This window comes from Acinetobacter sp. NyZ410 (assembly GCF_022828975.1).
Lineage (GTDB): Bacteria > Pseudomonadota > Gammaproteobacteria > Pseudomonadales > Moraxellaceae > Acinetobacter > Acinetobacter guillouiae.
Window position 1 is genome coordinate 3,614,078 of the sequence record NZ_CP094620.1, and the last position, 13,216, is coordinate 3,627,293.

At 35.9% G+C, this 13,216-nt stretch carries 13 protein-coding genes; 4 read left to right on the forward strand and 9 right to left on the reverse strand.

Going from position 1 to position 13,216, the window contains the following annotated elements:
* Positions 1 to 131: 131 nt before the first annotated feature.
* Entirely contained in the window at positions 132 to 806 is a 675-nt protein-coding gene (gene mtgA / locus MTO68_RS17150; protein WP_004717400.1) for a monofunctional biosynthetic peptidoglycan transglycosylase, read from the reverse strand.
* A gap of 73 nt (positions 807 to 879) precedes the next feature.
* Between mtgA and MTO68_RS17155 the strand changes: the two genes are divergently transcribed.
* Positions 880 to 1,689 carry a rhomboid family intramembrane serine protease gene (locus MTO68_RS17155; RefSeq protein WP_034610792.1) on the forward strand — a complete coding sequence of 270 codons (810 nt, stop codon included), beginning with the start codon at positions 880 to 882 and terminating at the stop codon, positions 1,687 to 1,689.
* A 176-nt stretch (positions 1,690 to 1,865) separates the two neighbouring features.
* On the opposite strand, the gene MTO68_RS17160 is transcribed toward MTO68_RS17155, so the two are convergent.
* Positions 1,866 to 4,475: an FtsX-like permease family protein gene (locus tag MTO68_RS17160; protein ID WP_244013590.1), complete on the reverse strand. Its 2,610-nt coding sequence runs from the start codon at positions 4,473 to 4,475 to the stop codon at positions 1,866 to 1,868.
* Positions 4,475 to 5,224, reverse strand: a complete 750-nt coding sequence (locus MTO68_RS17165) for an ABC transporter ATP-binding protein (protein ID WP_096734833.1) — start codon at positions 5,222 to 5,224, stop codon at positions 4,475 to 4,477. The genes MTO68_RS17160 and MTO68_RS17165 overlap by 1 nt, the downstream gene beginning before the upstream one ends.
* A gap of 48 nt (positions 5,225 to 5,272) precedes the next feature.
* Between MTO68_RS17165 and MTO68_RS17170 the strand changes: the two genes are divergently transcribed.
* The gene (locus MTO68_RS17170; RefSeq protein ID WP_244015993.1) at positions 5,273 to 5,884 is read left to right on the forward strand and encodes an arylesterase; all 612 of its coding nucleotides are present in this window, start codon (positions 5,273 to 5,275) and stop codon (positions 5,882 to 5,884) included.
* Positions 5,885 to 5,916: 32 nt separating this feature from the next.
* Here the strand turns inward: MTO68_RS17170 and MTO68_RS17175 are convergent, their stop codons facing one another.
* A complete protein-coding gene (locus MTO68_RS17175; RefSeq protein WP_004823266.1) occupies positions 5,917 to 6,513 on the reverse strand; it encodes a TetR/AcrR family transcriptional regulator in 597 nt (198 codons plus the stop codon).
* Positions 6,514 to 6,665: 152 nt separating this feature from the next.
* On the opposite strand from MTO68_RS17175, the gene MTO68_RS17180 reads away from it, so the two are divergent.
* Together MTO68_RS17180 and MTO68_RS17185 are read left to right on the forward strand one after the other, a co-directional pair.
* A complete protein-coding gene (locus MTO68_RS17180; protein WP_244013592.1) occupies positions 6,666 to 7,871 on the forward strand; it encodes an MFS transporter in 1,206 nt (401 codons plus the stop codon).
* A 300-nt stretch (positions 7,872 to 8,171) separates the two neighbouring features.
* Complete coding sequence (locus MTO68_RS17185) at positions 8,172 to 9,140, forward strand: IS30 family transposase (protein WP_235663160.1); 969 nt, start codon at positions 8,172 to 8,174, stop codon at positions 9,138 to 9,140.
* 161 nt (positions 9,141 to 9,301) lie between these two features.
* Here the strand turns inward: MTO68_RS17185 and MTO68_RS17190 are convergent, their stop codons facing one another.
* The 5 genes from MTO68_RS17190 to MTO68_RS17210 all read right to left on the reverse strand — a co-directional run bounded on the left by MTO68_RS17190 (position 9,302) and on the right by MTO68_RS17210 (position 12,833).
* Positions 9,302 to 9,829 (reverse strand): hypothetical protein, encoded by a 528-nt coding sequence (locus MTO68_RS17190; RefSeq protein ID WP_244013593.1) that lies wholly within the window; start codon positions 9,827 to 9,829, stop codon positions 9,302 to 9,304.
* Between the two features lie 3 nt (positions 9,830 to 9,832).
* Positions 9,833 to 10,888 carry a hypothetical protein gene (locus MTO68_RS17195; RefSeq protein ID WP_244013595.1) on the reverse strand — a complete coding sequence of 352 codons (1,056 nt, stop codon included), beginning with the start codon at positions 10,886 to 10,888 and terminating at the stop codon, positions 9,833 to 9,835.
* Positions 10,889 to 12,001: 1,113 nt separating this feature from the next.
* Positions 12,002 to 12,208: a hypothetical protein gene (locus MTO68_RS17200; RefSeq protein WP_004823271.1), complete on the reverse strand. Its 207-nt coding sequence runs from the start codon at positions 12,206 to 12,208 to the stop codon at positions 12,002 to 12,004.
* A 71-nt stretch (positions 12,209 to 12,279) separates the two neighbouring features.
* A complete protein-coding gene (locus MTO68_RS17205; RefSeq protein WP_035371050.1) occupies positions 12,280 to 12,507 on the reverse strand; it encodes a hypothetical protein in 228 nt (75 codons plus the stop codon).
* Positions 12,508 to 12,617: 110 nt separating this feature from the next.
* A complete protein-coding gene (locus MTO68_RS17210; protein WP_004823273.1) occupies positions 12,618 to 12,833 on the reverse strand; it encodes a cold-shock protein in 216 nt (71 codons plus the stop codon).
* Between the last annotated feature and the right edge of the window lie 383 nt (positions 12,834 to 13,216).

Sequence of the window (13,216 nt, forward strand, 5' to 3'; positions counted from 1 at the left end):
GCAATAAACCTGCATCAAAAAAAATGTCTTAATTCTAGTATGCTTCAAATTTGTGACAATTTCATAAAAAAAGCATCGCTTCATAAAAAAAGCACATCAATTTGTGCTTTTTTAAATTCATTTATTTAGCGTCAATCTGGAATACGGGTATAACGCATATACTTCAAAACCAAACGCTTACGGTATTGAAGCTTAGAATCATCACGATTTTTTTGATAATACTTCGGATTGGTTAAAATCACTGCTAAAAATGCGGCCTGCTCACGACTTAAACTTGCCGCGCTCTTAGAAAAGTAATGTTGTGATGCAGCTTCAACACCATAGATATGATCTCCAAATTCAACAGAGTTCATATAGACTTCTAAAATGCGCTGTTTCGTCCACATCCGCTCCATCATGGTGGTGGCAATCGCTTCCTGACCTTTGCGAATAAATGAGCGACGATTATAGAAGAATAAATTTTTAGCCAATTGTTGAGAGATCGTTGAACCACCGGCGACTACTTTGTCTTTTTTAAGATTACGTTGTAGTGCATTTTCAATACCATCCCAGTCGAAACCATGATGATCGAGAAATTTGGCATCTTCGGCTGCGACAATTGCATGTTTAAAGTTATCACTGATCTTGTCATAGTCGCGCCATTGATGTTGAATCGGCTCAAAATCAGACAAATATGTCCAACGCATAAACATGGTGGTTTCTACATCATGAGTACGCCAATAAATTAAACTTGAGAAAATCCATAGCTGAATCATGATCAAAATACTGACCACAATTAACAAAGCACGAACAATAAAAGCTTTCATGTCAGCCGCTTACTCCGAAAATTCTGACGTTTCATGTTAAGCTGAATCTATCTATAAAAAGCTAAGCAATAGCATGTCTAAATATCAAGATCTTTCAACTTATAGCCAACCCAATTCTATTGGTAAAATAACCTTATTGCTGATTGCCATCAATGTCGGTTTATTTGCCATCCAAGTCTTATCAGGTGTCAACATTACTGACCCGACAACGTTGGACGCGTTGCGTTGGGGTGCTGATTATGCACCTTTAACCTTCTTAGAGGAACCATATCGCTTATTCAGCAGTATGTTTTTTCACTTTGGTATCCTGCATCTAATGATGAATATGTGGGCACTGTATATTTTTGGTGATGTTGCTGAAAAAACTTTAGGAAAGTTTTATTTCCTTGGACTTTATATCCTTGCTGGACTCATGGGAAGTTTATTAAGTGGTTATTTGGATATTCGAAATAGCTACGAACTGCTGCAAAATTTTGATCAAAAACTCTTTCCTCATGTATCTGCAGGTGCATCGGGTGCTGTAATGGGACTTGGTGGTGCACTGACACTCCTGTCGTTGTTCCCACCTACCCCGAATCAAAGATTCATTTTAGATAAAAGATCACTTTTAACCGTACTTGCGATCAACTTAGCTTTTGGCTTTTTAGCCTCTGGAATTAACAATGCTGCCCATATCGGTGGGATGTTAATGGGTGCGATTATGGCTTTGGCTTGGTATGCAACACAACGTGCCAAAATGGGTAAAGCTGCCAATATTATCATTGTGATTTTAGGGATTGCAGCAACCTATGGCGTTTATCTCTATTGCCAGCATCTCGTTGGACCACTTAGCCCACTTTGGCAACAAGCCATTGCACAAATGCGTGAGCAATTAAACTTTTAATCTCTAAAATAGCTTGTCTATGCCGTAATAAAACATTGCAGAGTACACTCAATTCAAAAGTATAAAAAATGGCGGCCTATAGGTCGCCATTTTTTAATTTACTGTCTTCACTGGGCAGTCTTTTAAAGACTCAACTGAAATTAAACAGCCAGATAAAACCACTTAAACAAAGCGGTTTAATTCAACTCTCGTAGACTTTGCAATGGTGGAATTTCAGATAAATAGCTCAATCGGTAACGCCCAATCAATGCACACAACACTGCCATCGAAATTGGTAAAATCAACCAAATTTCCCAATGTAATTGCATCACCATTTCCATACGATAACTGGCAACGGCACTAATCACCTCCGCAAAGAAACAGGAAACGATTCCCGCCAATAATCCAATAAAACCGATTTCAAAACTCATCATATTTTTTAACTGACGCTTTGAACTACCAAAAGAACGTAACAATGCCACTTCTTTTTTACGCTCATCCATCAGCAAATTGATACAGGCAATCAGTACCAAAAAGCCAGATAAACTCACCAATACTGCCAAAACCGTAATGATTTTAACCAACACAGAAACCAAGTTTTTAATTTCATCAAAAATTAAAGTGACGTCAATAAAGACCGTATTGGAAAATTGCTGAATCAGATTAACCATCTTAATTTTTTCACTCGGCGGCACATAAAAGCTCCCTAAATAGCTACCTGCGTTTTCATCTAACGTCTTTGGGGTAAAAATAAAGAAAAAATTTGGGCTAAAGCTTTGCCATTCCACTGTACGCAAATTCACAACTTGCGCGTTCAAATTTCCTTCAGGCAAACTAAAGGTTAAACGATCACCAATTTTAATACCCAATTCTTCAGCCAGTTTGGCCTCTACAGACACCTGCCCAATTTGAGTCAATTGAGCCTCTCCAGCAACAATGATATTGTCTTGTGGATAATGATCTGCTTGGGTGAGATTTAACTCACGACGTAAAGAATTATTGGTTTTCACCAATTTGGCAGGAAAAGCTTGACCATTTTTTGCCAATAAGCGCCCTTTTACATTGGGATATAACAGTGTGCTTTTCCAGTGTTGCTGTGCCAATTGTTGTTTAAAAGCCTCCAGTTCAAATGGTGGTAGACCATAAATAAACTGGTTAGGCGTCCCCTCAGGCAATTGTTGCTGCCAACGCTCTAATAAATCAGTTCTCAATACAGCAAGTACCGTGATCAGACTTAAACCCAATGCCAAAGCGGTAATTTGTAAAGCGGTTTGCGAAGGGGTTCGGATATAGGCTGAGAGCCTATTTTTCATTGATTTTAAAGTCTTTAAAATCATCCAAACCACTGCATATAACAAACCTGTTAACACAATGACTGCACCCATCACCAACGCAGTGAGTATCAGATTTTCGGTCAAGACCAAACTAAAAATAATTAAGCTCACTAAACCTGTAGCCATCATCCACAACATTGAACGTGCCGACTTTTCTTGTTGGCGTATCACCCGAATAGGCGGTGTATTTAACAGTTGCCACAAGCTCGGTAAAATAAATCCAATCAATACAATTGCACTGGTAAAAATTGCAATAGGTAAAGGACCAACCAGCATCTGCAACATTGAAAATTGCAACTCTAGGTTCGGAATCATCTGCAACATCAATTGCAATAATGAATAACCTAAAATCAGTCCTAAAATACTGCCAATGACAATGGCGATTAAAATAACAACGCTCAGTAACCCGAGATAGGTTTGAAAAATCTGCCGTTTCGTTGCACCCATGCAACGCATCAGCGCAATATGATCTTGGTTCTGCTGTACATAACGCTGACTGGTTAAAGCGATGGCTAAACCACATAAAAGAATCGTCAGAATATTGGCCAATTGTAAGAAAGTATCGAGGTTTTCAATCGGTTTAAGTAGGCGTGAATTGCCCTCATCTGCATTACGTAGTCTTAAATTACTTTGTGCATCTAATTCATTATCCGCATTTTGTTGATCTTGTATGGATTGATCTGTTTGTGAGTGTGTTGCTGGCTGCTTTTCAGTCAATGTGTTTTCAGTCAATGCATTGGCACTTGATGCACTTAAAGCTGAATCTGCATCCGAATTTTGTGCAATCTTTGGATTCACATTCTGCTTTTCTTGCGCTTTAAATGTCTTAAAAAATTGCTGATATGTTGCAATCGACTCAGCATCCCCTGCCATCAACAAACGATATTCAATTCGACTTCCAACTTGAATTGCACCCGTTTTTGCAACATCTGCTTGAGAGATAATCACGGTTGGCGAAAAGGCAGAAAAGCCTAATTCTTGATTTGAATCATGTTCAATGATACCAGTAACTTTAAACTGACCATTGGCAATTTGAACGCTATCGCCTAGGTTTAATTTTAATAATTCTTGTGCGCGTTTGCTTAACCAAACCCCACCACTTTGTAAGGCTTGTTTTGGCGCAATCCTTAATTCACCACGTAAGGGAAATGCTGTGTCAATGGCTTTCACATTGACCATAACAAACTGGTCCTGTGTAGAGGCCATTGAACCAAAAATGGTGACATGGGACTGTTTTAATTTTAAATCATCAGCCTGTTTGATCCATTGTTGGTCAATTGGATCTGTATCACTAAGCTGTAAATCTGCAGCTTGCATTTTAGCAGCTTGTAAGGTCACTGCTTGTTTGACTTGATCATTGCTAAACTTTAATGCAGTAGTCGCACTAATGGCTAAACTCAATGCAATAATTAGCAGATATATACCTGAACTGGCAAAACTTTGCCTAAATAAGGGTTTAAACAAGGTCAACATTACACCACCTCATTCGATTGAGGCGTTTGAGCATGTTCAATCAATTGACCATCTTTTAATTCATAATGACGTTGGCACTGTGCGGCCAATTGCGAATCGTGAGTGACAAGCACTAAGGTTGTACCGAGCTCTTTATTTAAATCAAACAAGAGTTGTTCAATTTCAAATGCAGTATGTTCATCTAAATTGCCTGTAGGTTCGTCGGCAAAAATAATTTTGGGGTCAGAAATTAAAGCTCGTGCAATGGCAACCCGTTGTTGCTCCCCACCAGACAATACTTTCGGGGTTTGCTGGCTTTGTCGTTCTAAACCGACTTTGGCCAATAAGCTTAAGGATTTTTGTTCTGCGTGTGCATAGTTAAAATTCTTCTGTAAACGTAATGGTAACATCACATTTTCTAAGGCAGAGAGATGTGGGAGCAACTGGAAAGATTGAAATACAAAACCAATATATTGAAGCCGAATCAACGCACGTTGTTCTTCGTTTAAATGCTCAATCGCTTCACCACAAACACTGAGTTGACCTGCACTGGCTTGATCGAGAGTAGCAAGGATGCCCAATAAAGTTGATTTTCCTGAACCAGAACGTCCAGTAATCGCGACCTGTTCACCTGTATAAATATTAAGATTTAGATTTTCAAAAATTGTAAGCGTTTGATGAGGTAATTCTATCTTTTGTGTAAGTTGCTGTGCAGAAATTATCACTTGTGGCATGATGGGAGAAGTTGAATCATCCTGAACCTTAGACATCATAAAGTACCTTATATGCAAATCAAAAAATTGTTAAATTTGAAAATGATGAAAAATCTAATTCATTGTTTATTTTTTAGCATAATCTGTCTGTTGCCCGTTAGTAGTTTTGCAAAAACGATCATGATTTTAGGTGATAGCTTAAGTGCGGGTTATGGTATTAGCCCTCAACAAGGCTGGGTTTTCTTGCTACAGCAACGTTTAAACCAACAATTTCCCAAACAACATATTGTGGTAAATGCCAGTGTAAGTGGTGAAACCACCAGTGGTGCCTTGGCGCGTTTTCCAAAACTATTACAAAGCCATAAACCTGATATTGTGGTGATTGAGTTGGGTGGCAATGATGGTCTACGCGGTCAACCGCCACAAATGATTCAAAAAAATCTTGCGCAATTAATTCAACAAAGCCAAAAAAGCCAAGCCACGGTCATTTTATTGGGAATGAAAATTCCACCAAATTATGGTGCAGCTTATAGCCAAGCTTTTGAGAAAAATTACCAAACCCTAAGCCAACAATACAAAGTAAAAATGCATCCGTTTTTTATGAATGGAATTGCAGGCAATAAAAGTTTGATGCAAAAAGACTTGATCCATCCCAATGCAACTGCACAGAAAATTCTACTCGATAATGTCTATCCGTTGATTCGAGGCGCGCTTTAAGTTTTTCTCAAAGCCGAAATGATTGCACCTGTTTACGACTCAAAATCGGATGTCGTGTTTTTTAAGACATCCGCAAAATTAAACAAACGCGCTAATAAGTGGTGAATATAGTCCAAACTCGATTCTTGTTCGGTAAATAGAATCCGATGCAACATGGGTGCAATCACAATTTCAATAATCAGTTGATTGTCGATGCTTGTTTCATTTCTTTGCTGGGCACGTTGCTGAATAATGTCTAACTGTTGAATCAAAAAGTCATAACACTTACCAGAGGTCGGCGAATCATTTTCCGCCACAATATCGCTTAAGATTGTACGCCCAACGGGTGAGGCATATTCCTCAAAATATTGCTCCATCCATGCATATAAGTCTTGTTTAAAACTCCCAAGATCCGCTGGTACACTGTCTGGATGTAAAATATTAAAGGCAACATCTGCAAGCAGTTGAGATAAATCTCCCCACCGTCGATAGATCGTAGAGGGGGTGACTCCTGCATATTCAGCAATCATCGGAATCGTCAAATCTGCCACAGCAACATTGTGCTGTAATGTTTGCACCGCATTATGAACTGCAGCTTGTATTCGTGCACTGCGCCCACCGGGACGCAAACCTGTAATCACTTTCGTCATCAGCAAATCACTACAAATCTATAAATGAAAACCTATCAATGGGTTAATGCTTGAAGAACAGCTTTAATCAAAAATCATCTTAGCTAAACCTTTGTGTTTAATCCAAAATACGGTATAAAAGCTAATTAATAGCTTTTATGTACATGTTGATTATGCGCAACTCTAATTTTAATCGTCAAGTGACTTCCTATAAATTAAGCCATAATGCTGCACTGTACACACATACTTTTACCCTAATGGCCTTTTTGGCAGCCTCAAGCGCACCAACACCGTTATATCGCTTGTATCAACAACACTTCCATTTTTCTCCTGTTTTATTAACGCTTATCTTTGCCACCTATGCATTTGCATTGCTATTAACCTTATTGGTGGCAGGATCATTGTCTGATTATATTGGACGTAAGCCGGTTATTTTTGTGGCTTTGATGTTAGAAATTCTGTCCATGGCCTTTTTCTTGTTTGCATCCAATATCGAAATGCTGTTTATCGCACGAGGTTTGCAAGGTATTGCCACAGCTTTAGCCGCATCTACGTTTGGAGCAGCTTTGCTTGATCTGAGTAAAACACAGGGTTCTTTAATTAATAGTATTTCTCCAATGCTTGGTATGGCTGCGGGTATGCTAATGACCTGCATTGTTTTAGAGTTTTCGACTGTTCCATTGACACTGATTTTTGAAATACTCATTTTTCTGTTTGTATCTACCACATTTATCGCAATTTTTAGCCCTGAAACAGCAACTAAACGTGTGGGTGCTTTGGCATCATTAAAACCGCAACTGACTGTTCCAGTACAAACCCGAAAAGCACTCTTGATCGTAAGTCCAATTAATATCTCGTTATGGATGGTCAGTGGGTTCTTCCTCTCGTTAATGCCTTCATTGCTGGCTCAAGCTTTCCATGTGCAATCGGCATGGCTGAATGGCATGATGTTTATTACTCTATCAGTTTCAGGGGCTGTTGGGATTTTAACCCTGCGCAATGCGCCAACATTTAAAATTTTGGTCACTGCTGCAATTACAATTGTCTCAGGTTCAAGTGTTATTTTGCTTGGCATTCATCTGGTGCAACCAATTTTATTGTTTATTGGTGCTGTGGTGACTGGGATTGGCTTTGGTACAGGTTTTATGGGTGCAATTCGTGCTGTTATGCCCTTAGCTTTACCTGAACAACGTGCAGGTTTAATGGCCGCATTTTTTGTTGAAAGTTATTTAGCCTTTAGTATACCTGCGATTATTGCTGGATACTTTGTCAATAAAGTGGGCTTAATTTTTACTGCAGATGTCTATATTTGTATGATTATCTTGTTGGCCAGCTTGGCGTTTGTTTTTGCGCTTAAAAATAAACAGAACATTCATTAAAACTATGTCTTGAATAGCCAATGATTATGTAGACACCTTTTAGTTAGATATTGACCGTACTTTTGTTAAGAAAGCTACATAAGTTCTATATCTGATACTCACAAGCTGAGTATCAGTTAAATTATAGTGAAAATCACCAGACAGATATTGGGTATAGCCATTTTTGGATAGACCTAAATCAGGAACCAGGGCAGAGTAAAACTTGAAGTGCGACATAAACCACCTAATTAATTTAAAGGGTTTATGGAGTATATAAAATTGTCATACCATCATCTTAACTTTGAAGATCGTACTGCATTAATGCTTGAATCAAGAAAAGAAGGCTTTTCACCCAGAAAATTTGCTGAACTTATTAAAAGACATCCTAGTACGATCTATCGTGAACTTAAAAGAAATAGCATCAATGACGTTTATCAAGCCCGATATGCTTCTGATCACACCTTCGCTAGACGTAGACGTGGTCATAGAAAACTCAAAATCGATTCAATCCTTTGGAAATTTATTGTTGAAGCGATCCGTTGTTTATGGTCTCCTCAGCAAATAGCAAAGCGTTTAAAGACATTTCCTGATTTGGATCAAACAATGAATGTAAGCCATACAACGATTTACTCAACTATACGAGCATTACCAAAGGGTGAGTTGAAAAAAGACTTATTATCCTGTCTGCGTCATGAAAATAAAAAGCGAAAAGCTAACGGTGAACCTAAAAAAGATTCTATATTACAGGATATTAAAACTATTCATGAGCGCCCAGCCGAAGTTCAAGAAAGAAAAATACCGGGTCATTGGGAAGCCGATTTAATTAAAGGTAAAGACAATAAAAGTTCGATAGCAACACTTATTGAACGAAATACACGGCTCTGTATCTTGGCAACATTACCTGATGCAAAGGCAGAATCCGTGCGCAAGGCTTTAACTGAAGCTCTGAAATATTTACCTGCAGAACTGCGTAAAACGTTGACCTATGACCGTGGACGTGAGATGTCAGAACATAAAAAACTCGAAGAAGATTTAGGCATAGATGTATATTTCTGTGACCCACATTCACCCTGGCAAAAAGGCACATGCGAAAATATGAATGGTTTAATTAGGCAATATTTACCTAAAGGGATTGATTTAAATCAGGCAGATCAGCATTATTTAAATCAAGTTGCCATGTCACTGAATACTCGTCCTAGAAAAGCGTTAGATTGGCTTACACCATTAGAGAAGTTTGCTCAGCTTGTTGATTATCATAAGGCTTTTGAAACTGTCGCACCTCATGTTTGAATTCGCCCAGCTTTGTGTTAGTTGGGAAGATGGTGAATGTTGGTTACCATGTTGAAAGAGTATGCAGATTGTACATACCCTTGTAATTACTAAATGACTTTAAGATTTGATCGCACGCAATTTGGGCACACAAACAAAAATCTTATTTCAATTATCTAAGGTTAACTATTTTCTTTTACGATTTGATTTAGGTATTGATTCCTAATTTCACAAAATTCTAATGGTTTATTAACACTCAAAAATTCAGGAAGACTATCATAATCAATCACTTCTCCATTTGCTTTAACGTATCGAAATTCTTGTTGATCACTTACCTCAGTTATATAAACACATTCATCAGAACCATTAAGCCATTTGTGTTTTGTGTGTTTATTTTCTTTAGATACGACTTCAACTAACACAGTATTTAACTTTTTAAATTGACCATTAATTACCTCATAGTCTCTAGTACCATAAAATTTACCATTAGCATCCATTAGATATTCTTGATAAGCAATTACTTCATAATATTCGTTGTATAATGTTTCGCTAGTTTTTTGCTTAGAGCCATTAAACTCCTGAACTTGATCTAAAACTATTTTTTCCCTAATAAAATGAGAAATTCGAAAACAATATTCCATTTCATCAATAAAATAAATTGTTTTAACAGGTTGGCCCTTTGATGGCTTAACTATATTTAACTTAATCATATTTTACCCTGGTGAATGTATACCTGGTCTAGGTGGTGGGGATTTTTGTTTCCATCTAGACGCGTTTGGAGTTTCATAGCACCCTTCTAAAGCAGCATCTAAAATTCGTTGACGTAAAATTGGTTGTTCAACTTGCACATATCTATAAATATGTCCCTCCCATGAACCAACACCTTGAAGCGGATTTTTTAATGCATAATACTTATTATACAAATCATAAGAATCAACAAACAACTCGTTATATCTATCCTCAATAATCCGTGCTTGCCCATTCATATATGCATTGTGTGTACGGCATTTATCATCAGCATTATCTTCTAATTCTTTTTCAATTGGTTTAGCTTTAGCATCATCCTGTTCAGCTTCAGATAAAATATTTGTTGCCGCAGCTAAAACTGCGAATTGTGCATCAAGGTTATTGTTTTGTGCATTCTCAATGACTTGTTGGGCAGCGGTTATAAGGGAGAGGTATTTTTCTTCAGGTTTTACATTTGGATTGTATGCAGGGTTATTAGTGTAAGAACCATAAGTGACAGTCTGTAAATTAGTTGGATGGAAAGCCACTTTACAAGCAAAAGTAGTCTGTGAGGTTAGTTCACATTTGTGTAAGTCAGAATAATCAGGATAAGTACTCTTCATACATTGTTCAATGTATGGTTTTATTTCTTCAAAAGTTGCAAATGCTCGAACCTCACAAGAACCCGTCCTTTGATTTGCTATCCAAATTTTTGGCAAAGTTATTAATACAGGTGGTTTCTCATAATAAGTAACCCGATTATTCGCAGGTTCCAACACCCAATCTACAGCACCCAATAACTGCTTTACGGCATAACTAAGTGCTATGCCTGCAATACCTCCACGTAAAACTTTTGCTACTTGTGATGCATTTGGTGAGATTAGCACAGATGATGTAAGCGACCCTTTTGTACCATCATATAAAATTGATGCACCAACAGCGGTTGGATTTGATAGTGTCCATCCACCAATTGAAGCGTTAACTAAAGCTGAATTTAATAAAAATAATAAGGAGGCTAGGAAAATTACTATTCTTCTAAACATATATCTGCACCTTTCTTGTTTATTGAGACATTATCTCGATATTCTTCTAATAACAGTTCTAAGTTCACTATGATTAAAGTTACCTTTTTTTCATTTCTTAGTTTTAATTCTAGTGATTGAACTCAAGCTTTAACATTGTTGCAAAAGTTTGATCCTGTTGCAATGTTTCTCTTCATTAAAAAATTGTATTTCAAATTTGATTCAAAAAATAACTCTTAAATTATTGTTATCAAATAAAAAGGCGCATTGAGCGCCTTTACTAACTATAAATATCAAATACTTACAACAAAAAGTTGCATTCTTGTTGCATTTTATTTTAAATCGGCTTGAACTTTAATTTCAATAGTATTTAAAAGTAATCGTATTTTAACAATATCCACCCTTCATTGTACTGCCTGAATCACTCTTTAAAAACTTAAATTCTGTAGTAGCAAATATTGGGCTTACTACTATTTTCTTATATTTAAAATCCAACTATGGTGATTTTCCCAATGGTTGAATGATGCCTGTGTTGTGGAAATCACAATGCAGATATTGGGTATATTCAAAAATGGATACCCCCCTTTTTTTTAGATTTAACTACGAAATTTTCGTAGTTGATTTATTTCGGATACTCGAATTGTGAGTACCCGGTGTTGTGATTTCCACAACCCTTTTAGTGTAGTCATAAAACTGCGTGACTAGTTTTAAACTAGGGTCGAAGACTATAACCAACCATTTCGCTGCGTTTTTATCCAAAATAAAACAAGATATACTGAATTTGACCATTGGAGAGAATGGTCAATAATTAGAAATGATGTCCAACATTGCTCACTTAGGTGGGCTTTTTTTATTAAAACTCAATTTTATATACACGATACGCAAGTTTTATTGTTGTTTTGGCAAAATTTTTTTGTATTTTTAATAGTTTTTATTCCAAATTTCTTCTAAGAATAAAACCTTAATTAATGACCCTATTCTTCGCAGCATTCAAAGCTCCTCACTTGAAGTTTTTTGCACTCATATGAACAACCCATTAAAAAAAGCCTGTTACCAGACTTAATGTTAGATTATTTCTTAAAGAAAATATCTGTAACGACTTAACAGAATTCATCTGTAAAGGTTTAATAATCTTTAAGAAATTTTATCAATCTTAAAAATTTTACCACTTAATGTACTTTGAAAAAACATTTCAAAGCTAGGTCGTATATCTTCACCTTCAACTGTTATGTATTTTAAATTTGAAAAACATTGAGTATTAGCAAAATAATTATCTACTGTTGCTTGAATGAGATATTTAATTCCAAACTGATCTTTAACACTGATATTTTGTTTAAGCATTGCGATATCCTAATAAAATTATGGTAGAAATAATGGATCTACCTAAGTATCCAAAAACTATTGAGTTTTATTTAAATAACTCTATCATTTAATTTAAATAGTTGATTTATAGACGCATAGAAGGTACGTCCATCTAAATTTAAATCAACTTCGATTCCAGAGGAAAGCAGAACTCTTTTACCAACTTCAACTGTTTTAAAACCTTCACGTGTACTTTGTATTTTATTTAGAGGAATTAAAGACACAAGAATTTCTGTACCATTTTTAGATTTTGCAATTAAATCATTTATTTTTAACAATTTACATCCTAAATTTAATCTTATCGACATTCATAAAATTACTAATAATAATTTTAAGAGAAAATAAAAAGCACTAATTAGTGCTTTTATTTAGTACTGCTTATTGTTGCTTATACAGCAATAATATTTACAGCATTTGGTCCTTTTTGACCTTGTGCAATACTGAATTCAACAGGTTGACCTTCAGCAAGGGTTTTGAAACCTGAGCTAGCGATTTCGCTAAAATGAGCAAAAACATCTGGACCTGATTCTGGTTGGATAAAACCGAAACCTTTAGCTTCGTTAAACCACTTAACAGTACCTTTCACAATATTTGAATTAGACATAATAAATCCTATTTTTTTAAAAATTTTAGCCAATTAATTGACTATCTGTAACATCGAAATAATAAAGAATGGAGCTTAAAATCTGAAAAAAACGAAGGATTATGACTAATACTGCGGTACTTAGAGAAGATTTACCAAACATAATTTTTTCTAGTTAAGCTCATTATATACTGAAAATAAAAATAATCAAGTTTTCTTATATATATATTTATTTTTTTTATAAATAAGCTTTATTTAATATCTAAGTTATTGAAAATATAGAGAAATAAAATTAAAATTAAATTCTAAACTCTATTATTACTCACAAAATATATAAATTTTCAGAATTTATTATTATAATATAACCCTTATATACAGAGTAAAGGCATGAACAAAAAATATTT